15 protein-coding genes and 1 tRNA gene are annotated in these 25,391 nt (G+C 46.0%); 7 read left to right on the plus strand and 9 right to left on the minus strand.

Annotation, left to right across the window (positions count from 1 at the left end):
• The first annotated feature begins 6 nt into the window (after positions 1-6).
• On the plus strand, positions 7-759 hold the full coding sequence (locus TWT_RS00490) for a PP2C family protein-serine/threonine phosphatase (protein WP_042491400.1): 753 nt from the start codon (positions 7-9) through the stop codon (positions 757-759).
• Positions 760-781: 22 nt separating this feature from the next.
• Here the strand turns inward: TWT_RS00490 and TWT_RS00495 are convergent, their stop codons facing one another.
• Positions 782-2,401, minus strand: a complete 1,620-nt coding sequence (locus TWT_RS00495) for an ATP-dependent nuclease (protein WP_230440410.1) — start codon at positions 2,399-2,401, stop codon at positions 782-784.
• Between the two features lie 230 nt (positions 2,402-2,631).
• On the opposite strand from TWT_RS00495, the gene TWT_RS04555 reads away from it, so the two are divergent.
• The 5 genes from TWT_RS04555 (at position 2,632) to TWT_RS04750 (ending at position 6,083) form a co-directional block, all read left to right on the plus strand.
• Positions 2,632-2,883 carry a hypothetical protein gene (locus TWT_RS04555; RefSeq protein ID WP_011102342.1) on the plus strand — a complete coding sequence of 84 codons (252 nt, stop codon included), beginning with the start codon at positions 2,632-2,634 and terminating at the stop codon, positions 2,881-2,883.
• Positions 2,868-4,301 carry a hypothetical protein gene (locus TWT_RS00505; RefSeq protein ID WP_011102343.1) on the plus strand — a complete coding sequence of 478 codons (1,434 nt, stop codon included), beginning with the start codon at positions 2,868-2,870 and terminating at the stop codon, positions 4,299-4,301. Before TWT_RS04555 ends, TWT_RS00505 begins: the two co-directional genes overlap by 16 nt.
• Positions 4,298-5,017 (plus strand): ATP-binding cassette domain-containing protein, encoded by a 720-nt coding sequence (locus tag TWT_RS00510; protein ID WP_011096070.1) that lies wholly within the window; start codon positions 4,298-4,300, stop codon positions 5,015-5,017. The genes TWT_RS00505 and TWT_RS00510 overlap by 4 nt, the downstream gene beginning before the upstream one ends.
• Complete coding sequence (locus tag TWT_RS00515; RefSeq protein WP_011102344.1) at positions 5,014-5,370, plus strand: hypothetical protein; 357 nt, start codon at positions 5,014-5,016, stop codon at positions 5,368-5,370. The genes TWT_RS00510 and TWT_RS00515 overlap by 4 nt, the downstream gene beginning before the upstream one ends.
• A gap of 287 nt (positions 5,371-5,657) precedes the next feature.
• The gene (locus tag TWT_RS04750) at positions 5,658-6,083 is read left to right on the plus strand and encodes a hypothetical protein (protein WP_155105116.1); all 426 of its coding nucleotides are present in this window, start codon (positions 5,658-5,660) and stop codon (positions 6,081-6,083) included.
• 331 nt (positions 6,084-6,414) lie between these two features.
• Here the strand turns inward: TWT_RS04750 and TWT_RS00525 are convergent.
• A tRNA-Pro gene (locus TWT_RS00525) sits at positions 6,415-6,488 on the minus strand.
• A 467-nt stretch (positions 6,489-6,955) separates the two neighbouring features.
• On the opposite strand from TWT_RS00525, the gene TWT_RS04755 reads away from it, so the two are divergent.
• Complete coding sequence (locus tag TWT_RS04755) at positions 6,956-7,222, plus strand: hypothetical protein (RefSeq protein ID WP_155105117.1); 267 nt, start codon at positions 6,956-6,958, stop codon at positions 7,220-7,222.
• 938 nt (positions 7,223-8,160) lie between these two features.
• Here the strand turns inward: TWT_RS04755 and TWT_RS00540 are convergent.
• The 7 genes from TWT_RS00540 to TWT_RS00605 all read right to left on the minus strand — a co-directional run bounded on the left by TWT_RS00540 (position 8,161) and on the right by TWT_RS00605 (position 25,379).
• Entirely contained in the window at positions 8,161-9,210 is a 1,050-nt protein-coding gene (locus TWT_RS00540) for a tyrosine recombinase (protein WP_011102346.1), read from the minus strand.
• A 1,468-nt stretch (positions 9,211-10,678) separates the two neighbouring features.
• On the minus strand, positions 10,679-10,885 hold the full coding sequence (locus TWT_RS04950; protein WP_049530996.1) for a hypothetical protein: 207 nt from the start codon (positions 10,883-10,885) through the stop codon (positions 10,679-10,681).
• 103 nt (positions 10,886-10,988) lie between these two features.
• Entirely contained in the window at positions 10,989-11,597 is a 609-nt protein-coding gene (locus tag TWT_RS00560) for an NUDIX domain-containing protein (RefSeq protein WP_011102347.1), read from the minus strand.
• A gap of 378 nt (positions 11,598-11,975) precedes the next feature.
• Positions 11,976-13,613: a CTP synthase gene (locus TWT_RS00565; RefSeq protein WP_011102349.1), complete on the minus strand. Its 1,638-nt coding sequence runs from the start codon at positions 13,611-13,613 to the stop codon at positions 11,976-11,978.
• A gap of 2,244 nt (positions 13,614-15,857) precedes the next feature.
• A complete protein-coding gene (locus TWT_RS00595) occupies positions 15,858-17,495 on the minus strand; it encodes a DNA repair protein RecN (RefSeq protein ID WP_011102351.1) in 1,638 nt (545 codons plus the stop codon).
• A gap of 18 nt (positions 17,496-17,513) precedes the next feature.
• Positions 17,514-18,419, minus strand: a complete 906-nt coding sequence (locus tag TWT_RS00600) for an NAD(+)/NADH kinase (protein WP_011102352.1) — start codon at positions 18,417-18,419, stop codon at positions 17,514-17,516.
• 27 nt (positions 18,420-18,446) lie between these two features.
• Entirely contained in the window at positions 18,447-25,379 is a 6,933-nt protein-coding gene (locus tag TWT_RS00605) for a putative Ig domain-containing protein (protein WP_237696849.1), read from the minus strand.
• Positions 25,380-25,391 lie beyond the last annotated feature (12 nt).

The raw sequence follows: 25,391 nt of genomic DNA on the forward strand, positions 1-25,391 counted from the left end.
AGGGCTGTGTCTAATAGATCAACTGGTTCAGATGATTACATCGTCTCTGGCAAGTTCTCTATATCGTGGGCCTCACTTAGCCATGTTGGCCACCACCGAGAGTCTAATGAAGACAGCTACAGTGCAAAGCCCCCGCTATGGGTTGTTGCCGATGGCATGGGTGGTCATGCTTGTGGTGATATTGCCAGCGGAGTTGTTACATCTTTTCTGTCTGCTATATCTTCAGACTTTGTAAGTCCGCAGGATATTACTGGGGCTTTGCGACAAGCACTTGCAAGTCTTGCCAAAAAAATTGGCTCTACCACTGCGGGAACAACCCTATCGGGAATTGGACTCTCAAAAGTGGATAACCAACCAGCCTGGCTTGTTCTAAATCTCGGCGATAGCCGTGTTTATTGTATTGAATCTGGCAAGATACGTTTACTAACTGAAGATCATTCGATTGTTCACGAGATGATCAAAAGCGGCCAAATAACACCAGAAGAAGCTGCTATTCATCCTTATAACAACATCATAACCCGGGCAGTTAGTTTCAACAGCGAGCCCATTCCAGATTTTAGCTTTCTTCCGCTTCGCAGCGGCGTACGGTTTATTATTTGCTCTGATGGACTTACCAAAGAATTGAATGATGCGCAGATCGAGACGCATGCCACCCGTGGATCTCCTCGCGAGGCTGCTGAGAGTCTTTTATATGCAGCACTCTCTGCTGGGGGAAGGGACAATATTACGATTATCCTTCTTGATGTTCACGATAAGTAATATATCCCATTTCATTAGATGCCTACCTTGGTAGTTCGATCGCATTCAGGAGGCTATTTACACTTTCAATCGCTATTGCAAGCTCTTCATTTAAGAGAGATGAGACAACAAGAGCTGCCCTGACTTTATTACTTGAGTTTTTACGACAAAACGCAGCAACTGCCTGTTCGGTTTTTCCACCCCCGCGCAGCTCGGAATGAGCAAAGAGCTTTGACTCTCTTAGTGCATTCCATAAAGTATTTGCACCAATGGCCCTTGTATACTCGTCCTCCAAATCGCGCTTCGAAACATATATTGAGTTTTGAGTAAACTCATTTTTTGGAATTCCCAGTCGCACTGAAGTGTGCTGAACAGCGTCAGAATCAATCAGCAAGGAAATAGGGATCCTAAAACCTTTTGGTCCGAATAGTTTATAGATCGGCCACATATCCCCAGAGCCATTTGCTTCTATCAAAGCAATACCAAGTCGGTCAAGATTTCGCCCAGTTACTTCAGCTGCACTCTCAAGGATTATTCGGTCCGAAATCCCCTCGACAGCAACAATCCGCCTAGCGGTTAGGGGCTCCAGTCGCCCGTGAACCCACCACCTTGCAATAATGCGCTCATCTTCTCCGAGAAAGCCCCGTGCTGGCTGGACAACCTGCCCATTGGGCTGAACAACCGCAACGTGCTCTGGCGAAAAGGCTCCAACAATATCAGCCGAGTGGGTTGCAATAATTTTTTGATTAGATTCCTCTTGCAAAACCCGCGCCAGGCTTCTCTGAATCGTCGGATGCAGATGTGTCTCTGGTTCGTCAATACCAACAACACTCGCATCTCTACTGAGGACATCATAAATGGCCACTGCATAAAGCGATCGCATTCCGTCCAAACAATCGATCATATGAGGTGACTTGTTTTGTCGTTTTACCTGAACCCTGATATTGCCAAGTACCTGTGTGCCTATATCGTCTTTTGGTACAAGATGGACTGCATCTTTATTTAGATTGCCAGGCATGGTTTTTATCAGTTTTTCTGCAAGTCTTTCGCGCAGATTTTCCAAAAACGGTGATGCCTCGATTTGCTCACGAAACGACTGAGTTAGAGATGAAAGACCGTGCTGCCTAAGATTCGTTGATTCCATAACGCCACTAAGAACTGTTTTATATTGACTCGCTGTACATGGCACTTCACCCGCATCGAATAACTCCCAACCAATGCCGGTAAGTTGGCTGTCGGCAACAGGCTTTGTTGTGTTGTTATAAAGCACCTCTCGCTTTATTGTTAGCATTTGACTCTCATCAAGAAACGCGCTCAGTGTGAGCTTTATCTCTGATATCCGGTTGTTGTTTATGCCAAACGCAATTTGGATTTTGTCATCAAGATTGTTGATGTCAACGCTGATAATTATTGGTTTTGTTGCATCTCGAAAATGCCACGCCTGGAAGTGACTGTATAACATTGGTGTTGTGGCACTCAGCAGCAGATCAAGGCAGGTCAGAATTGATGTCTTGCCCGAGTCGTTGGCACCAACCAGAACGAGGTGCCGTCGCACCTCAAGTGTTATGTCAGATATCGGAGTGTAATTCGTTATAGTAACTTGTTTTAGCTGCATTAACTTACCCCCCTGCGGCACGTCGCGCTTGCCCGATCTAAATGTCACGCTAAACACCGCACGCATTGTCGTGCCATGTAATTAGAAGTGCCATGTAATCTAAGGTCTGGCCCTGCGCAAACCTAACTCATTCTATATCAGCTCTGCCAAGCTTGCGACGTGAATGTACGGTTACACTCTGCACATCTTGACAAGATATCCAGTGTTTGGCAAGTCATAAATTGTACAGTTGTATTTACTTGCGTGTTTGATCGCTGTGCTGTATAACGGCTGCATGTTTGTTCCTGGCAGTTTTGCTTACGCTTCGGCCTATCTTGCATCCCGGATTCCTGCTCGTTCCTTCCGATACGATTTTTGGTGGCTTGTGGCTTCTCACCTTTGTCGTGGGGCTTATTGGGGTTATCTATTTCATGCATATGCTCATCTTTACGCCGTTGTGCGACAAAGTTGATCATATGGAATACACTGCTAACTTTGGCGTACTTGATCTCGCCACAAGTCATGTCAAATACCGATGTGGGAGAAGATAGCTGATCTGCGCCGATCGCTTACTCTCTCTGGCGTCTTTTTCGTTTACTTCACTCGCAAGGTTTTCTCGTATCGCCTTGGCCTGTCATCGCGTATGTTCATTCTTGGCATATGCGTCCTGCTCTATGGGACGGTCCTAATTTACAGGTTGTCTTTATTGGCCCCTGTGTTTTATGACTTTGTCACTCTTATCGGTGCAGCGGAGTCAATCATCAACCTTTTTATGGCTTTCTTGTTTGCAAAGATACTGTTCCTGAGGTCTGGCGGACTTATGAATTTCACCATGCAACTTCCCTTGAAAAATAAAGAAAGGACTATGGCCCTGACAATCTGCGAAATACTGATTGTCTTTATGGGATTCACGATACTGTATTCACCTGAAGCAATAGTCTCTACCTGGAAAACAGGTCAGCCCGCGTACCTGCTGGTAAATGGGCTTATGCCTGGCTTCATCACCTATATCCTTTGTTCTCTTATATATAATCTCTCGGTTCGTATATTTATCCTCTTCAATCTTTCCCGCTTGTCGCATATTGGCGGTATCATTGTCACAATATTTGCCTTTCTTGGCTTATTGATTTTTGTTGGCCAATCTGTCCAGAGCCTACTCCCCGCGCCGGGCCAGTCAATTAAGCAAGCCTATGACCATTTACAGACAGATGTGTTCTTAATTTTTAACGTCTTCTTCTGGCTTTTTCAACACTATGGCCTGTTGACATCAATACTTGCCTTTCTTATTTCCCTTATTATCCTTTTTCCAGCCCTGATTATCTCTATCCCCTCAAAGTATCCAGATGTACACCGTTTTATAAAATTCCCTGTGCCATTCATTAACTCGACCCTATGGCCGTTTATTGCTGTTTTTATCCGTCGAATTGAATGGTGGGTGGCTGTTGTTGTTTCTATCCTGTCAATACCTCTGGGTGGTTTTGTTCTTATCTTGCTAAATTTACATTTGCTTGCCCTCTTTTCTGCCGGTATCTATATGTTCTCCATGTCTCGCGCCATAAGACTGCTACCTGGATATAGACTTTCTGCAACACGGGAAACTCTGTATATGTTTGCAGCCCAAGCACTATGTATATGCCCGTTTCTTATGCTGGTTCAGCTTGCACTATATATTGCCTCTTTTGCTTCGGGCACTATCGTCCCGCATGACCCAATAAACCTATCTGTTATCTTGATGTTTGGCGTAATACTTCCGACATTTATCGGCATCCTATTTGTTCATAACGAAGATAATCCCGTTCAGGCCTTTGCCGGCTACTTTGTCGTCAGTATTATTGCCATGGTTACGTATCTTGCAATATCCGTCACTGGCCAAATATTCCTTTTGATTCTCTTTACAGAGGCTATTGTTGCCATTCCCCTGACTATCCTTGCTGTTCAGGCGGTTAGAAAAAGCGAGCGTTACGCATGAATATTCTTTCCGTCCAAGATGTTTCGTTTTCATATGATAAATCCACACCAGCTATCTATGGCGTTGATCTTCAGATTGATCCCGGCGAGGTGGTTGGCCTGGTTGGCCCTAACGGGTCAGGTAAGTCAACATTTATAAAACTTGTTTTTGACCTCCTTGAATTGCAAAAAGGGCAGATACAGATCCTGGGCAATAATCACCGTCTCACGACTGCCCGTCTTGCATCTATATACCTGCCGAGCGATGATGACCTTCCAGAATTTCTAACCGGCGATGAATACCTGCGAACACTCTTTAGGCTCTATAAACGACCTTTTGATAAAAACAGTGTATTGCGTGAATTTGACCGCTTCGGCATGCGAGGTCGTGAGCGTAATTTAATAGAGGATTATTCCCACGGCATGCGCAAAAAGCTACAGCTGATTAGTGCATTTCTGCTGCAACTTCCCCTGACTGTTATAGATGAGACAATAAATGGAATTGATCTTGATGCCGTGTATGAGTGTCGTAAATCCATTACGGAACTAAAGTCTCGCGGACACTCTGTTTTACTCTGCACCCATGACTTTTATTTTTTGCAAAAAGTGGCCGATAAAGTCATCGTATTCCATCAGGCCAAACAAATTGCCAGCTTTGCCACACCGTCACACGAACACCTGGAGGATCGCGTGGCAGAAATACTGGGAGTAGATCTGCATGATAGGGGAGCGCTGTGACTCAGGCATTTAGCAGAAGGTCACCGTTTCGCAAAATAAAACTTGTCACGGCAATACTCTCATCCAGTTTTGCTCTATCAATGATTACCGTTTTTGTTTCTTTTATGTACCTCGTTGCAATTACTGACCCGTCTAGCGGTGTTGAGCAATATCACTCACTTATTTTTAACACCATCTATATTCGTACCGAACCCAGCAGTAAAGGTGTTCATATCGATATATATGTTGGCCTTCTTGCGGTTATCCTGCCATTCCTATTCTTCACGATCATAATCTCTCTGTGTGTATTCTTTTACAAGAAGTTTATAAAAAACAAAAAGACAACTAAATCAAAAAAATTACCTTTGAAATAACACTGTTCAGGATTTCTGTTAGGCCTTGTGGAAACATGACCAGGGGCCAGGCAATTCTTGTTGCATTGTCAGGTCCCGGGATCTGTTTCTTATGTGGTGTTGGCCTGTGTTTCATATACCGTGATTTATCGTGGTGGTACCTGATTCACATTATGTCCCTTTTGCCAATCTTCGGTGATGGGCGCGCTATTATTACTGCCCTGTTTGCTCAATGACCCGACAGGGCAATACAAGACAGGTGCAATCACTAACGATGCGGTATCAATCAAGCATGTATACTCAAGTGATTGTGTTTTTATAGGTTAGGTCGAATAGAAAATTCTCTGACCTCTCTAAAGGACTTATTCACCTACCTAACAGGAACAGCTCACCTCAGTTTCCTAAGCTCAACCAAAACAGGGCTAACCACAATAAACAATTGGGTAACCAAAGTAAACGAGCCCGTCAACAAATATATAGGTAATCTAAGAGACTGGGGTCTATTAGATAAGGATCATAAAACAACAGGAACAACCCTCAAAGTTCTAGACAAAGTAGTAAATCCCCTTACATCCTGGTTACCAGGCTCCCTAAAGGTCCTAACCAGTAATGTTCTAGAATCAAAAGGTCTAGTCACATGGACAAAAGGTACAGCCACATCCCTGATCTGCAAGATCCCGTGGATAAAAGACCTGTGTGCTGACTCTGATAGCTCTACTAAATCCTCCAAATAACCACACTTGTGTTTAACGCCAAGGGAACCATGCTCACACCAGCGGTAACGCAACCACCAATGCAACCGGTAACACCAATGCTCACAAGCGCGTCAAACGAGGTGCGTCAAAACCACCAGAACCCGCACACCCTCAGGCACATATCTATATGCCGTATTTCTAAACACTCACAGGCATGTGTCGGTAGGCATGTGTCGGTAATGTAACTTCTACCTGTGACATACGCAGGTTACAGGTAGATACCTGTTCAGTGGCACAACAAGATGGTCTTTCGATAAAACAGCACTGTGACAAATCAACATATACTAAAGAGAAACAACACAAGTGATTGTCGGGCTGGCGGGATTTGAACCCACGACCCCTTGACCCCCAGTCAAGTGCGCTACCAAGCTGCGCCACAGCCCGTTGTCTCTATTAACCACTATATTTTGTATCGCCACAAAATACGTTATTCACTTACCTAGCAGCCAACCTCAGTTTCCTAGACTCAACCAAAACAGGACTAACCACAATAACAGGTTGGGTAACCAGCATAACTAAGCCCGTCAACACATATATAGACAAGATAAGAGACTGGGGTCTTGAAATACTCGGGGGTCTTAAAACACACCAGATCCACACCCGTGACCACATCTGTCTGATCCCGTGGATAAAAACCCTACCCCTGTGTCCTGCTGACTCTGATAGCTCTACTAAATCCTCCAAATAACCACTCTTGGTTTAACAGCAATAACCACTTGGTACCTTAACACCAAGGGAACCATGCTCACGCAGCCGGTGGCACCAGCGGCAAAACGCGCGTCAAACGAAGTGCGCCAAAATCACAAGAATCCGAACACCCTCTCAAGTCTGTCAATGAGCAGATAAAAACTGTGACCGATGCTGTAAATAACTTTCAAAAATCTGTTCTGACCTCTCTAACGAGTTTATTCACCTACCTAACAGGAACAGCCAAACTCACTTTCCTAAGCCCAACCAAAAAAGGACTAACCAAAATAAACGGTTGGGTAACTGGTATAACCAATCCTGTCAACAAATATATAGGCAATCTAAGAGACTGGGGTCTATTAGATACGGGTCGTAAAACACTCGGGTTAAAACACACCGGATCCACACCTGTGACCACAACATCTGTCTGATCCCTGGGATAACAACCCTGTGTAACTCTGGTAAATCCACCAAATAACCACACTTGGTTTAACAGCAAGGAAACCATGCTCGCGCAGCCGGTAATACCAACGGCAAGACTCACACCAACACCAGCGGTAACACCAATGGCAAAAAGCGCGTCAAACGAGGTGCGTCAACAACACCACCAGACCACCCTCTCAAGTCTGTCACAGCCAAGATAAACCCTGACCAGATAAACAACGAGCAGATAAAAACTGTAACCGGTGCTGTAAATAACTTTCAAAAATCTGTTCTGACCTCTCTAACGAGTTTATTCACCTACCTAACAGACAAAGCTCACCTCAGTTTCCTAAGCTCAACCAAAACAGGACTAACCACAATAAACAGTTGGGTAACCAAAGTAACCAATCCTGTCAACAAATATATAGGTAATCTAAGAGACTGGGGTCTATTAGATACGGGTCATAAAACAACAAGACCACCCTCTCAAGCCTGTCACTGACCAGGTAAACACAGCCAAGATAAACACTGAGCAGATAAAAACAGCCACAACCCTGATCTGCAAGATCCCGTGGATAAAAGACCTGTGTGCTGACTCTGATAACTCTGCTAAAACCTCCAAATAACCACACTTGTGTTTAGAAAACATACCAAAAGGGTATATACCAGAACAATATACGCACAACAACCCTCAAAGTCCTAGAGGCAGTAGTAAATCCCCTTACAGCCCGGTTACCAGGCCCCCTACCGGTCCTAGCCAGTAGTGTTCTAGAATCACAGCATGGCTTAAATACTCTAGATACAGTATCCACAGCATTCTAGAATTACAGGGCCTACCCTAGCCGCCCGGGGCTAACAAATCAACCGCGCTTGATCCATACTGCAAACGCACGAAACACCGTATGAACGGTACACAATATTACGCGATGATTTATCTCGTGCTCATTTATAAAGCCCGTGGATGCGACGTGGCGTACACCTCCCGTAGGCTGTCGATCGTGACCTTTGTGTATACACTTGTCGTATTTATCGAGCTGTGCCCGAGCAATTCCTGAACGGTTCTTATATCTGCCCCAGCCTGTAGCATGTGGGTTGCGAAAGAATGCCGCAGTGAATGTGGTGATATGTATCTGCCAATCTCAGCAGCTTCGCCGAGCTTGCGGATTATATTTCCAGCCTGTTGCCTGGTTAGACGTTTTCCGCGGTTGCTGAGAAATAGCCATGGCACGCCAGCCGCGGTTGCTGTCAGCACTCCGTCCTCAGCATCCCCAATTGTCGAACTTGTGGGCCTATATTTCAATGTACTAGCATCCGTTATATTACGATAAACATGGGACCTCGCTAACAGCTTTGGCCTAGAATGTTGCAGGTAATTATCCACGGCATTCCGTGCATACGACCCAAATAGGACCATGCGCTGTTTGTTACCTTTTCCTGTAAGTCGTAGGAGATTTTGATCACTTTCGGCAAAGGCATTAACATTTAGGCTAACCGCTTCGCTGATCCTTGCACCTGTTCCGTACAATACCTCGATCAGTGCCCTGTCACGCAATGATATTTCCCGTGCCTGATTTGTGTCTGCTGCCTTGAGAAGATTTATTATCTCGTCAAGGCTCAAAGGATGCGGGAGGGTCTTCGGCACTTTTGGCTGTTGTAACTTCTCTGTGGGATTTAGAGTTTGTCGGCCTTCTAACACTAAATGCCTGTGAAAAGTGCGTAACGCAGCAACGGTATTTGCGAGGGTGCTTTTTCGCGTATGGCGCTGTCTATACTCTAAAAATCTTTCGATTGCATTTGAATTGACTTCACTCAAGCGTTGGGTGCCCTGCTCGCCAAGCCAGGATAGATAGATTCCCAGTGAATTGCGATATGTTTGGAGGGTTGCATCCGATAGTCCTAGCTCCAGTTTTGCAAAGGGAAAAAACCAATCAAAATCGGGTTTTATATCCGGGGGTATTGCTATGTCTGCGACCTTGGTCACAGTATTTTTAGACACAGCTCACCTCAAATTCCTAAGCTCAACCAAAACAGGGCTAACCACAATAAACAATTGGGTAACCAAAGTAAACGAGCCCGTCAACAAATATATAGGCAATCTAAGAGACTGGGGTCTAGGAGCACACCAAAACGACCAGAACCCAACCACCCTCTCAAGTCTGTCACAGCCAAGATAAAAACTGAGCAGGTCAACACTGACCAGGTAAACCCTGATCTGTTTGATCCCCGGGATAAAAGACCTGTGTAACTCTACTAAATCCTCCAAATAACCACACTTGGTACATTAACACCAATGGAACCATGCTCGCGCAACCGGTAACGCAACCGCCAAGACCAGCGGCAAAAAGCGCGTCAAACGAGGTACGCCAAAATCACCAGAACAAGACCACCCTCTCAAGTCTGTTAACGACAAGATAAACAACGAGAAGATAAACCCTGAGAAGATAAACACAGCCACATCCCTGATCTGTCTGATCCCGCTGATAGCAACCCTGTGTGATAACTCTGATAACTCTGATAAATCCTCCAAATAACCACACTTGCGTTTAGAAAACATACCAAAAGGGTATATACCAGCACAATATACGCACAGAAGGAACAACCCTCGCAGTCCTAGACAAAGTAGTAAAACCCCTTACAGCCTGGTTACCAGACTCCCTGGAAGTCCTAGCCAGTAATGTTCTAAAATCAACCAAAACAGGACTAACCACAATAAACAATTGGGTAACCAACATAACCAATCCTGTCACGGCCAAAATATCAACCCTGTGCGATAACTCTGGTAAATCCACCAAATAACCACACTTGGTTTAACAGCAATGGAACCATGCTCACGCAACCGGTAACACCAATGCTCACAAGCGCGTCAAACGAGATACGCAAAAATCACAAGACCACCCTCTCAAGTCTGTCACAGCCAGTCAACACTGACCAGGTAAACCCTGATCTGTCTGATCCCCGGGATAAAAGACCTGTGTGCTGGCTCTGATAAATCTAATAAATCCACCAAATAACCACACTTGGTTTAACCCAAGGGAACCATGCTCACGCAACCGGTAACACCAATGCTCACAAGCGCGTCAAACGAGATACGCAAAAATCACAAGAACCCAACCACCCTCTCAAGTCTGTTAATGAGCAGATAAAAACTGTAACCGGTGCTGTAAATAACTTTCAAAAATCTGTTCTAACCTCTCTAAAGGACTTATTCACCTACCTAGCAGCCAACCTCACTTTCCTAGACTCAACCAAAACAGGACTAACCACAATAAACAGTTGGGTAACCAAAGTAACCAATCCTGTCAACAAATATATAGGTAATCTAAGAGACTGGGGTCTAGGAGTGCGCCAAAATCACCAGAACCCGAACACCCTCTCAAGTCTGTCAATGACAAGATAAACACTGTAACCGATGCTGTAAATAACTTTCAAAAATCTGTTCTAACCTCTCTAAAGAACTTCTTTACCTACCTAACAGACAAAGCCCACCTCAAATTCCTAGACTCAACCAAAAATGGACTAGACACAATAAACGGTTGGGTAACCAAAACACCTAAACCTGTCACAGCCAAGATAAACAACGACCAGATAAAAACAGCCACATCCCTGATCTGTCTGATCCCGCGGATAAAAGACCTGTGTGCTGGCTCTGATAGCTCTGCTAAATCCACCAAATAACCACTCTTGGTAAGAGACAGTGTGTAAATGAGAGTGTAAATAGGACAGTGTGTATGTGAGAAGAGTGTATTCAATACAGCAAAACCTACTGCACCCTCTCTAACTTATGAGGCCCTTTAATCTTTCATAGACCGGCCAGGGCTCATCTGCATCTCTCAGATATTTCCATTGCACCTGCAAGCCCTCATGCGCAGCAAGGGCTGCCAGCATAAGAACTGGATTCTGTACTCTCCTTGTGAGAACAGAAAATAACAAATCCTCCATCGGAATCCATGCAATTTCCATATCAGCTTCTTCTGATTTTCTATTGAACTTAGCCTGAGATGCTCTCAGCTCACGCGCGAGATATACTCTCATCACCTCATTGCTTCCACCGGGAGTTAAGGTGAAATCAATCAGGGTGTGCCAGGTTTGTGCACACATATCCACTTCTTCTGATAGCTCACGCTTGGCAGCATCAAGGGGGGATTCACCCGATAGATCGAGCATGCCTGCAGGAATTTCCCATTCTCTCGTGCGAATTGGGTGTCGATACTGTCTTATCAGGAGAGCCTCATTCTTATCGTTCAGCGCAAGCACACCAACTGCGCCGGGATGAGATACGAACTCCCGACTAATTGTTTCGCCGCGATAATCGAGCTTTTCCTGCACAACGTCCCACACCGCACCCTTGTGTAAAAGCTTAGACTCAAGCACTCTGTAGTGCACCGGCTTATCTTCCGGTGGTTTGCGCCTCTCGATTGAAATACACCTCGCAAAGTACTGATCATTCGATCATAGTATCTCTCCTACAAGCATAGTATCTCTTTTACCCTTCGATCCATATATGTAATACCGGCCGCATATAACGTGAGTTCTATATAACGTGAGTGCCAATACATGTGTATTTATACCTAGCAGCCAACCTCAGTTTCCTAGACTCAACCAAAACAGGACTAACCACAATAACAGGTTGGGTAACCAAAATAAACAGTTGGGTAACCAAAATAAACAGTTGGGTAGCTGGTATAACCTAAGCTTGTCAACAATGAAATAAGTGATATAGGGAAATAGGTGATATAGGAACAAATGATGCACGGACGGTTACTATTGAAGCACCGTCTTGCCGGAATTGAATTCCGCTATTTCTTTCCTAGCTAAAGCCGCTGCCACAAGGCCCTTGAACAGCGGGTGTGGCCTCTTTGGTCGCGACTTACATTCCGGATGCGCCTGTGTGCCAATGTAGAACGGGTGATCCTTGCGGTCGAGCTCAATAAATTCAATCAGGTCTTGCTCTGTATTCCGCCCAGAGACTATAAGCCCACGCTCAACCAGTCGCTGTGCATAGCCATTATTTACCTCATAGCGGTGCCTATGCCGCTCGTGTATATCAGTTGTGCCATATAAACTGGCAGCTAGACTCCCGATGCTCAGAACGGCACGGTAGCTTCCCAGGCGCATTGTCCCGCCAAACTGATCGTCAATAAGAATATCTCTTTGTTCAAGCATTGTTGTTACAACTGGCCACTGAGTATCATCGGTAAACTCCGTTGACGATGCGCCATGCATCCCAACAACATGTCTGGCATACTCTATCACCATGCACTGCATCCCGAGACATATACCGAGAGTAGGAATTTCTCTTTCGCGGCAAATCCGTATGGCTTTTATAAGTCCTTCTATGCCCCGTATTCCAAAACCGCCGGGGATACAAGCGCCGTTGATGTTTTCCAGCTGATCCTCAAGGTTCTCATCATCTGAGTCAACCCACTTTATATTAACCTTTGTCTTACTCTCGAATCCGCCAGCCCTAAGCGCCTCAATAACAGAAATGTATGCGTCGGGCAGTCCCGTATACTTTCCAATAATGGCTATCTCTATTTCACTTCTATTGTTCTCTATCGCATCAAGCACATCGTCCCAATAGGACCAGTCAATTTCACCCGCCTCAAGGTCGAGGTGCTTGATTACAAACTTGTCTAACCCGTGTTGATTTAGAACACAAGGTATTTCATAGATGTTTGGAACAGTGACCGCGTTTACAACAGCACTGACATCACACATAAGTGCTATCTTTTTCTGATTGGCACTTGAAATGGGCTTATCGCTCCGCAAGACAAGGGCATCGGGTTGAATTCCCGCGGCTCTCAATATAGCAACCGAATGCTGAGTGGGTTTTGTTTTCTGCTCACCCGCACTCTCGAGAAAGGGGACAAGTGATACATGTATAAAACAGCAGTTTTCTCTGCCAACTTCGCGCCTTATCTGCCTGGCCGCCTCGATAAATGGCTGGGACTCAATATCCCCAACCGTGCCCCCTATTTCGGTTATTATGACATCAATATCATCAGGTGCGAGTCGTATCCTGCGCTTTATCTCATCAGTTATATGAGGTATAACCTGTACAGTTTCGCCAAGATATCTGCCGGTTCTTTCAAGAGTGATTACCTTGGAGTACACTTGCCCCGTTGTAACATTCGCTGTTCTATCGAGATCCACATCCAAGAACCGTTCGTAGTGCCCAACATCAAGATCGGTTTCTGCGCCATCCTCGGTTATAAACACTTCACCATGCTGCAGCGGATTCATCGTGCCAGGATCAACATTCAGATACGGATCCAGCTTTTTTATAAACACCTTTAGCCCACGCATTGTGAGCAGACTGCCCAAGCTGGCTGCTGTTAGCCCCTTACCTATTGAGGAAACAACCCCACCTGTTATGAATATATGTTTTATGCCGTTCACTACAGGGTTTCATTGTATTGCATTTTATTGTCTACTAATAACGCATGCTGAAAAATAGTCAGATTGGACCTGTGTTCTGCTTTGTGCATATCCAGTCTATTGGGCAATCTCGCATCCTGATTAGGCTTTAACAGCCCGGTTACCAGAACCCCTAAAGGTCCTAGCCAGTAATGTTCTAGAATCACGGGATTCTAGTCCGGTCACGCAGATCGAGCCCACGCCACACATACATTCCAACGCACAATTACCAGGAGCAGCCCACGCACAACAGGAGCAGCCCACCTCACTTTCCTAGACCCAATCAAAACAGGACTAACCAAAATAGTAGACCCCCTTACATCCTGGTTGCCAAGCCCCCTACAGGTCCTAACCAGTAATGTTCTAGGAACAAAATAGCTCAAGATGGACTAACCAAAATAAACGGTTGGGTAACTGGTATAACCGGGCCCGTCAACAAATATATAGGCACGATAAGAGACTGGAGTCTTAAAACACTCGGGTTAAAACACACCGGATCCACACCTGAAACAACATCGCCTGCAGGACCCTCGGGATAACAGACCTGTGTTCTACTGACTCTGATAAATCTAATAACTCCTCCAGATAACCACACTTGGTTTAACAGCAATAACCACACTTGGTACCTTAACACCAAGGGAACCATTCTCATGTAGCCGGTAACACAACCGGCAAGACCAATGGCAAGACTCACACCAATAGCAACCACCAATAGCAACCACCAATAGCAACCACCAAGACCAGCGGCAAAAAGCGCGTCAAACGAGGTGCGTCAACATCACCAGAACAAGACCACCCTCTCAAGTCTGTCACTGAGCAGATAAACACTGACCAGGTAACAACAGTCACAAAACTGATCTGTCTGATCCCGTGGATAACAACCCTGTGTAACTCTGATAAATCTGGTAAACCCTCCAAATAACCACTCTTGGTAAGAGACAGTGTGTAAATGAGAGTGTAAATAGGACAGTGTGTATGCGAGAAGAGTGTATTCAATAAGAACCAGTACAGTACCCCAAGAATAAGGTATGCATAGAAATTCATGCATAGAAGTTAAGGTGTGCAGATAAGGTGTGCAGGGCCCCCAGAAGGAACAACCCTCACAGTCCTAGACAAAGTAGTAAAACCCCTTACATCCTGGTTGCCAGAACCCCTAAAGGTCCTAGCCAGTAATGTTCTAGAATCACGGGATTCTAGTCCGGTCACGCAGATCGAGCCCACGCCACACATACATTCCAACGCACAATTACCAGGAGCAATTCCAACGCCTAACAAAAACAGACAACCTCAGTTTCCTAAAATCAACCAAAAAAGGACTAACCACAATAAACACTTGGGTAACTGGTATAACCGGGCCCGTCAACACATATATAGACAAGATAAGAGACTGGGGGTCTAGGAGTGCGCAAAAACCACCCGAACACCCTCTCAAGTCTGTCACAGCCAAGATAAAAACTGAGAAGGTCAACACTGATCAGGTAAACCCTGATCTGTTTGATCCCCGGGATAACAGACCTGTGTGCTGGCTCTGATAGCTCTGCTAAATCCACCAAATAACCACACTTGGTTTAACCCAAGGGAACCATGCTCACGCAGCCGGTGGCACAACCGGTAAGACCAATGGCAAAAAGCGCGTCAAGCGAAGTGCGCCAACAACACCACCCGAACACCCTCTCAAGTCTGTCAATGAGCAGATAAACACTGACCAGGTAAACCCTGAGAAGATAAACACAGCCAACATAAACAATGACCAGATAACAAAAGTAACCGATGCTGTAAATAACTTTCAAAAATCTGCTCTAACCTCTCTAAAGAACTTCTTTACCTACCTAACAGACACAGCCCACCTCAGTTTCCTAAGCCCAACCAAAGATGGACTAAATAACAGATTGGGATCGACATAATACGTGCGGCCCTGCATTTCACGTGCGGCCCTGCATTTCACGTGCGGCCCTGCATTTCACGTGCGGCCCTGCATTTCACGTGCGGCCCTGCATTTCACGTGCGGCCCTGCATTTCACGTGCGGCCCTGCATTTCACGTGCGGCCCTGCATTTCACGTGCGGCCCTGCATTTCACGTGCGGCCCTGCATTTCACGTGCGGCCCTGCATTTCACGTGCGGCCCTGCATTTCACGTGCGGCCCTGCATTTCACGTGCGGCCCTGCATTTCACGTGCGGCCCTGCATTTCACGTGCGGCCCTGCATTTCACGTGCGGCCCTGCATTTCACGTGCGGCCCTGCATTTCACGTGCGGCCATAGCTAGCAACTCCCGCGAATGTTCCAATCCGCTCTCGCTATCATGCAATCCAGACAATAACCTAGCCATCTCACCAACACGATTTTCTCCCGACAGGGAACACACATCAGACAGGTTGCCAGTTTTTGTAACCAGAAGGTGAGTCGTGGCAAATGCCGCAACCTGGGCTGAGTGCGTTATAACAATCACCTGCAGCCGCCGCGCCAAGGCCGCCAAACGTCTGCCAATCTCAATAGCCGCCGCGCCGCCGACCCCAGAATCGATTTCATCAAAAATAACTGTAGGAACAGTTTTTACACTGGCAAGCGCTACTTCAATCGCAAGCATAACACGCGATATTTCCCCCCCACTTGCCCCTGTTCCAATTGGCTGTGCGGCACCCGCATAACTTGTTCGTAAAAACATAGCCACTTGGTCCATACCGTAACTGTCATGGGATTTTTGCAGAACCTGGACCTCAAATCTAGCCTCGGGCATAGCAAGACATGGAAGATTTAAAGACACCGAATCGCCCAATAGCCGCGCTGCCGACACACGCCTTTCTGATAATTTTTTGGCAAGATATTCAACATTTTTCTGTAATTCTTCTTTTTTCGCCTCCAATTCCTGTACCCTCGCGTCGTCATTTTCGATTGTGCTGCTCCGCGCTAACGCGTTTTTTGCAAAGTCAATTACATCTTCGATTGTCGGACCATATTTTTTCTGTAATTTTCTCAGTGCACCCAGCCTATTGTGCATCTCATCCAATATCTCTATGCTGCCCTCGGGTAAGGTGTTAATCTGTTTTGTTATCTCGTTTGATAATTCCTGCATAGTCACAAGTGCTGTATCAATTGCCGTGCCATATGCATGTTGAAGTTTTATTCCCTCCATTTCACATAAAATCTGCTGCAGTTCGGTGATTTTGTCGATTATGCCATTATCGATTAGTAATTGTTTTGTTGCACGTAAATTCCCGAGAAGCTGTTCGTGGTTCTCTAGAATGTTTATCTGTTTTTTTATATTTTCATCTTCACCAATTTGTGGATTGATCTCGTTAATTTCCTCTACAGCCTGTATAAGACCTATCGCTTCCGCGCGACGACCCGCCAAATTATCCCGAATATTACGAAGTTCAAGATTTGTTTTTGAGAGTTCGCTCCAGGCCAATTGATATTCCTTTAGCAGATCGGTATTACCAGCGTATCCATCAAGAATTTGTCTTTGCAGGGCCGGATTTTTCAGCCTCACCTGTGCAAATTGCCCATGCACTACAAGGAGCTTATTTCGTAATTTGCCCAAATAACTGTTATTGGCAGTTTTCCCATTAACGTTTGCAACAGATTTGCCGGATAGGCTTATTTCACGTGACACCGTTAGTTTGCCCTCAATACAAGGTAAAACATTCTCAAAATGTCGTGGTACGCGCCATATTCCAATCACCTGCGCACTCTGGTTATGCGGATATTTCGAATTTCCAGGCTTTCCCAAAAGTGTTTCCAATGCGCCCAGCAACATAGTCTTGCCGGCACCGGTCTCGCCGGTTATAACGGTAAAATCGGAACCAAAATCTATATCTGCTTTTGCTATATTTCCAAAATTGCGTATAGAGATTTGTTCAATCATTCTGCACAGCGCCGACCCTCAAGCGGTCTGGAGGTTAAATTTCTTTACGAGATGCTCTGCAAAACACCCCTTTTTCACACGGCCAAACACAACGGGCACCTTTCCCACGTGGCACGCAATTTCATCGCCGGATTGCAGGCATAATCTCACTTGCCCGTCACTGCACAGCACTACTTTATTATCTCTAGATGTAACCTTGAGCAGAATTGATCGATTATCTGGCAACACGATTGGTTTAGCAAACAGCTCATGCGGGCTAACCGGAACAACCAGAGTCACCTTCATCTCTGGCCAAACAATTGGTCCACCCGAAGAAAACGAATAAGCAGTTGAGCCTGTTGCGGTTGCAATAATAATGCCATTACAGCTAATGTCCATCACCCTGCATCCGTCAACAAATACCTCTATGTCAACGACTTTTCCTTCAACCTTTCTTTCAATTGTAATTTCGTTTACCGCCCACTCGTCGTGGATCTTTTTACCCCCTCTTTGAACGCTTGCTGTTATCGGTAGTCGTTTTTCTTCTGTATATTCACCTTTTACGATATTTTCAACGAGATTCACTATATCTTCTGGTTCGATATCGACCAGAAATCCCATTCGCCCCATATTTACTCCGAATAACGGGGTTCCTGTGTTTTTCAAGTCTCTCGCCATTCGCAGAAAGGTGCCATCTCCACCAATGGATATTCCGGCACAAAACGGCACATTAATAGACCGTGATGTTGTCTCTTGATCCAGATATTTATTGCGCCCGGCTTGATTGAGAGAAACTACTCCGCTGTCAGTATTACGAGCGCTTTCATTATTACGGGCATGGGGATCTGTAATGACCGACATTTTTCTCTGCGCCACGAGCTCGCAGATAGTCCCATAAATAGGCTCAGCTTCAAGACAACCATTGTGCGCAATATACACTCTCATTTACACACTGTCTCTTACCAAGAGTGGTTATTTGGAGGATTTATCAGAGTTATCAGAGTTATCACACAGGTCTTTTATCCACGGGATCTTGCAGATCAGGGTTGTGGCTGTACCTTTTGTCCATGTGACTAGACCTTTTGATTCTAGAACATTACTGGTTAGGACCTTTAGGGGTTCTGGCAACCAGGATGTAAGGGGGTCTACTATTTTGTCTAGAACTTTGAGGGTTGTTCCTTCTGTTTTATGATCCGTATCTAATAGACCCCAGTCTCTTAGATTACCTATATATTTGTTGACGGGCTCGTTTACTTTGGTTACCCAATTGTTTATTGTGGTTAGTCCATCTTTGATTGGGTCTAGGAATTTGAGGTGAGCTGTGTCTGTTAGGTAGGTGAAGAAGTTCTTTAGAGAGGTTAGAACAGATTTTTGAAAGTTATTTACAGCATCGGTCACTTTTGTTATCTGGTCATTGACAGACTTGAGAGGGTGTTCGGGTGGTGTTGTTGGCGTATCTCGTTTGACGCGCGTTTTGCCGCTGGTGTTACCGGTTGCATTGGTGGTTGAAGAAGGGGCTTCAGAGCGACTACCGAATAATTTTCTGAATGGCCATGTTATGCCATGCCATATCCATTTAAATGGCGCAGCTATACCACTACCTACTTTTGACCAGAATCCCCCTCCTTTACTCTCTGTAGGTGTTTTTTCTTCTTTAGGTTTTTCTGTGGGTTTGGCAGATTGGGTGTGTGATGGTGGTGGTGTTGTGTCTTTTAGGGTTAGTCGGTAGAGCTGTTGTCCATAGGTGCTCTCTACTAGGAATGTGTAGACACCTGGAGAGGAGCCATAGACCGAACCTGTTAGTGATCCATCTGCACGTCCCAGGAGTAGGCCGAGTGGGACTCTGTTGGGTCCTGGTGTTGCACTATAGGTAGCTGTTGATGACAGGCTGTAGGTTCCCTCTTGTGTTGGTGGAAAGAAGATTACGGGGGAGGTTGACTGGTATATACCAGCTATCTTTACCAGATTCACTGTGGCATCTATTCCAGGGGCACCTATTGTTATTGTGTATAGCCTTGATCCCAGGTATTTGCCTGACTGAGTTGAGATATCAACTGTAAATGTGTAGACACCATTTTGTATGCCAGTCTTGAAGAATCCAGCCACACGTCCTGTTGGTCCTGCTATACCTAGGCCTGCGGGGACTCTGTTGGGTCCTGGTGTTGTTGATGATGATGTTCCACGGGCAAAGGCAAAGGTTAGAGTTTCCTTTAGGGATTCTTCTGGGGTTTTGTCAAACAGGGCATTGACGTCATTTACATCTGCCGATAGTGGGGAAACAGATGAGACTGTTAGGGTTGCGGTAGATGGTGCAGAGGTGTATAGGGGTTGACCGTAATACCTGGTTGTGTATGGCAGGCTGTAGATGCCTGGGGGTTGTGTTATTGCCTTTGAGGTAACAGACCCATCTGCACCAACGACTATGCCATACTCCTTCGGCAGGCCACTTAGTGTGATTCCTGAAGGAATAGCTATTTCATCTGTTATCTGATCACCCTGTAGGGCAGAGAGGGTAACAGGTGGTAGGACAGCAAGGGTGTATAGATAGGAGGACCTTCTACCACGTGGGCCAAAGGAAAGAGTGAATGTATAGATCCCGGGTTGAACACCTGAGAGTGGGTTCAGGGTCTTTAGGGAACCTGTTGATGGATCCAGGAAGACACCACGTGGGACTCTGTTGGGTCCTGGTGTTGTTGACCAGGCAGCATTCACAAAGGAAAAGTCTGATCCTCCATCATCCTGACCTGATGGGAGGCTGACCTGTGTTCCTAGCGTAACAGCAGCAGAGAAGGGTTTTGTTCCAAATACATCTGTTACAGAGACAGAGTACATAACAGTTGTGATACGTGATCCTCTTGCTGAGAAGACATCAACACCAAAGGTGTATAGACCAGCTGCTACTGTTCTGCCTACTGTGCCAGTTATGTTACCAGTTGTCCTGTCAAGGGTAATTCCGCGTGGGATTCTTCCCTGTCCGGCTACTACAGAGGAATAGGAAGAAGATGATAATGCATAGGTGTATCCGGTTGTATTTGTATCTTTATTTACAGGAACGGGGCGCCCGGCTACTACAGAGTAGTTTCTGCTCTCAATAGCTGAGACAAGGAGAGTAACCTGCAAGGTGACAGGTGAGGTGCCTTGGGAGCCTGTTGCTGTAATGCCAAAGGTGTATCTCCCCGCCTCTACATCTGTGCCAAGGGTGCCTTGGACAAGACCTGTATCAGGGTTTATACCTAGGCCTGCGGGGACTCTGTTGGGTCCTGGTGTTATGGATGATGATGTTCCATTGGCAAAGGCAAAGGTTTGACCTCCTGCTATATGTGGGAAGAACGAGACAGATGCACCCTGCTTTGTCACAACAAGCTGTGTTGGGGAAAGCAGGGTTGCCTGCCCTTCAACACGTATCTTTACCAGAACAGTTCTTCTGGCACCAACAGGTATCTGCTCTCCTGTTGCCTGGAAGACATCGATATGTGCTGCGTATTCGCCGGCTTCAACACGGGGATCAACTACGCCCTGTATTGCACCGAGGCCATCGGATGTTTTAGATGAGGATGTCAGGGATGGCTTTGTAATGGTAAGGCCAAGGGGGAGTCTCCCGTCACCCGGTTTTAGAGATGGAACAGCGCCTGAGCCTGCGGTAATCGTTAGCTTGCGTGCCTGATCAAGATCAGTTGGGACCTTGGGAGTTATGGAGACCTGTTGTCCGGGCTTTACAAGGGTGTTTTCAGGATACTCTACTGCATCTAATTCAAAGACAGTTATCTCAACTCTTAGAGATGAGACATATTGTCCATTGTCTAGAGCAACCAGATCGAATGAATAAAGGCCTGGCTTAACAGACTTATCAACATTACCGATAAGAGCACCTTCAGAGCTGTATAGGACAAGGCCTAGAGGAACAGTATTTTCACCCGGAGTTGTGCCCTGGACTGTATCTCTACCAAAGGTCCATGTATAGGAAGGGTATTTCCTGGAGAGATCCAGATAAACAGAGAACCTGTCCTTTAGAGGCTCTCTCCCGGTTGTATGGGGTGTGTAACCGGCAACAACAGAGTATGTTGTGGTTGGAAATGGCGGTGGGGTCTTTACCGTTAGATGATATAGGGCCTCAGTTGAGACACCATCTGTTGTGGCAAGAACTCTGAATGTATAGGAACCGGGATTAGCAGATGAGACAGAGCCTGTTAGGGTGCCTGTTGATTGATCTATAGAAAGACCCTGTGGATATCTATTGACACCCGGATCGATACTGGATGATCCTGATAGGGAGAAGGTTGTGCCAGTCCCCGCATTGAGCAGGTTAGCCGGGATGGTAACGTGATGAGACTTATACACGGGTCCATCTACTGACTCAAGAACAGGACGTGTTGTAACTGTCAGTGCATAATAAATGGTCTCTGATGAGCCGGGGAAGCGACCTGTATCCAGGCTGTCAGCAGACACCTTCACACCAAAGACATATGTCCCGGGGAGAACGGTTTTTCCGACAGTGCCACTCACATATCCTGTTTCAGGATTCAGGCTTAGGCCTGTTGGTAACCCAAACTGAACAGGTCCGTCACTCTTCTTTACTGTCTCTGCCTGGTTACGGGCATCTACGAGAGTGTATTTGAATCCACCCTTTCCATCCAACTGAGGTATGCTGACACGCCCACCAGGTGCTGCATATACAGGATTAGTAACAGGACTGATTGGTGTGGTGTGTGGCTTTGTTACATATATCAGTGATATATCTGCTACACCATAGCCACCTGTTGCATTGGTTGCCCTTAGCCTAAAGGTGTATGTTCCATACTCAACAGAAGAATCTATAGTTCCTGTTATCTTACCTGTGCTTTTATCCAGACTAAGACCCCTGGGCAGAGTACTATCTGCAGGAATGATACCTGTGCCCTCAGTGCTACCAGAGTCATAGAGAGACCATGTATATGTATTAGTGTCTGTTGCGGTTGGGGTTATAGGTAGGCCTGAAAAGTCCTGACCGTCTAGGGTCTTGACCTTGACAGGATTAGTATCACCTTTGTAATAGACAAGATTCTTGGGTGTGATAATAGGATCACCCTGTGTTACATATATCTCTACTACAGCAGAAACAGATTTCTTATTCTTATCATCCCCATAGGTGAGTGTTAGGGGGAAGCTATACACGCCTGTTTTGACAGTCTTATCTATTACGCCGTATATGGTTCCTGTCTCAGGACTCAGATGTAAACCCTTGGGCAGTTTATCGTGTGTGTCAGGTGATGTTGCACCTTCTTCGGGTTTCTTTTTCTTACTCTTGGTATCTGGTTCACCTATGGAATAAGTGCCGGCAGTGGTAAGACCGGTAACTGATGGAGGTAGAACAATTGTTCCGCCCTGGGATGTCGTAACGGTCTGTTTACCGAGAGATACGGGCAGGTGGGTTATCTTATAGGTTAGGTCGATAGAGCTCTTGCTGTGTCTGGTGCTTATGGTAACTGTGAACTGTGAGACACCTGTGGCACCTAAGAGTCTGCCTGTCAGCCTTCCCTCATGGCCTAGACTGAGACCTGCGGGAAGTGTACTGCCACTCTTTAGGGTGTATATAACAGTTTCACCATCTACACCTGTTAGGGCAGGAGGGGACACATAGATAGGGTCAGAGGGTTGGCCCTCTTGGTGATAAACAGAGATATTCTGTGTCTCAAGTTCTGCACGAGCCTTATCCTTGAGAGCAAGTTTTGTTACTACTACGACAAGAACAACAGTTTTTGTTACACCCCCGCTTGTTACTGATAGACGGGTTAGGTATCTTCCCGGTGCAACAGATCCATCAGGCTTACCTGTTAGATGTACTGATCTGGCAGATGCTGTAGAGGATTCACCTGTGCCTGAGACAGAAAGACTTAGCCCTTTGGGAAGACTATTAGATCCTGGTGTTGTTGCATTCTGATTTGTTCCCTGCGGAAGAGAGACTGTAACATCTGTGCCACCGACTATACCTGTTAGAACACCTGTTGTCTTATCCAGGGTCTGGTCTGTGCTGACATATACGGTAGAGTTACCTGCTACAAAGGGTTGCTCTACTCGGAGAGTATATGTAACCTCTGTTTTTTCTCCGCCGAGAGAAACTGCAATAACTCTGAATGAGTATGTGCCAGAAGCGGGTATCTCATCACCCGTTGAAGCAACAGTGCCAGATATGGTACCTGTATTGGGATTAAGACTTAGCCCTTTGGGAAGACTATTAGATCCTGGTGTTGTTGCATTCTGATTTGTTCCGTCTGCCAGGCGATAGTAAGAGACACTGGTTGGTTGAGAGAGGGGGTTATCTTGATTACCAGACGCAGGGGATAGGCTATAGGCAACACCTGCCACAACATGTGTTCTGTTCTTATCCAGTGGGTCAGATGGAATCGGACGACCAACGAAGCTTACATGCTCACCAACAGTTACGGGTGCATCAAAATAGGCAGACTGGCCCAGCTGATTCTTAGCCTCTACAACCACCCTGTATACACCCTCTGGTGGAACAGGATATAGACGATTACCGGAATCAATATTGCCACGCAGAGCACCTGTAAAGGGATCGATGGAAAGGGCATCAAGGCCATATGGCTTAGTCCTGATGGAGAATTTGAGGGCCTGGGAATCCAGGTTAGTTGGTATAGCAGAGGTTATTGTGCCTGTGCTTGAGTCTATGGTTGTTGTTCCATAGGTAACACGTGGTGGTGTTACTACAGAGATAACTATGGTGGCTATGGCCTGAGAGGGTTTGAGATCAAATAGTTTGGCAAGTTCTCCATAGTTCTGATGGGTGCGTACTGTTAGGGGGTATGTGTGGGCCTGCTGGGTCTTTGAGACAGTACCTGAGATTCTCCCTGTTGTGGAGTTAAAGGAAAGTCCACTGGGTAGAGTGTATTTACCTTCTTCTATCTCTTGGCCGGGCTTTTTATCAGGCTTTTGGTCGGTTAGGGTGTATGTAACATCTGGACCACCCAGGGTTCTGCCGGGAAAGGGGCGCTGGTCATATGAGACCTGTGAGCCGGGGCCAACAGATATATCAGCAGAGTCAAGGGTGGGATGTTCCTGGACTATCATCTCCACTACTGCAACAATGTCATTTATTGTTGCGGTTGATCTCTTTGTGGAGTCCACTAGACCAAAGGTGTAATATCCGGGTGCGGCTGTAACAGTGCCACCTAGAATACCCTGTACGGGGTTGACGAGTTGTAGACCCTGAGGAATGCTCAGTTGATTGTTATGCACGCAGTCCACACCACGACATGCAGGTGGTCTTTGGGAAACGGTACCAAAGAGAGATAAACCGCCTGAGTATTGGGTCTTTAGAGCAGATGTTAGGGATGCTTCACCGCGTGTAACAAGGGTTACCGCATACTCATCATATACATGGAAGGTATATGATGCAGAGAGCACTGTGGATGAATCAGCTGACTTATATTCGGCAGTGGCTGTATATGTCCCAGATACGTCACTGGTTAGGCTTCCCGGACTGACCTTTAGCCATCCTTTGTGATCACCTGAGTTCAGAAAGCTAACAGCTGATGGATATTTACCGGTGGCTGGTGTCGTAGATGAGGAGGAGGTAAAGGATATGGTTCCTGTTATCTTGTCTGGTCCTGCATATGTTTTTACGTATACATCTGTGCCAGATACATGTGTGGGTAGGTGGGTTTTCTCTGTGAAGTATGCTGCAAAGGCCTTTGCCTGTTCAGTGGTTGATATGTGCTTGGGGAGCCATATATCACGTCCCGGTAGGTCTACAGGTTGCTGGCTTGCCTCTTTAGTTTGCTCAGCAGCGTGTGTGTATGTCTGTGGGTTTATGTATAAGCCGGACGTTATAAGAGTTACAGCAGTAAGCGATGCAACAACCGGCAGAACAGAATAGGTTTTTTTCGTATCAACCATAACTTTCCTCATAATCAAAGCTTA

It is taken from the genome of Tropheryma whipplei str. Twist (assembly GCF_000007485.1).
GTDB classification, from domain to species: Bacteria; Actinomycetota; Actinomycetes; order Actinomycetales; family Microbacteriaceae; genus Tropheryma; species Tropheryma whipplei.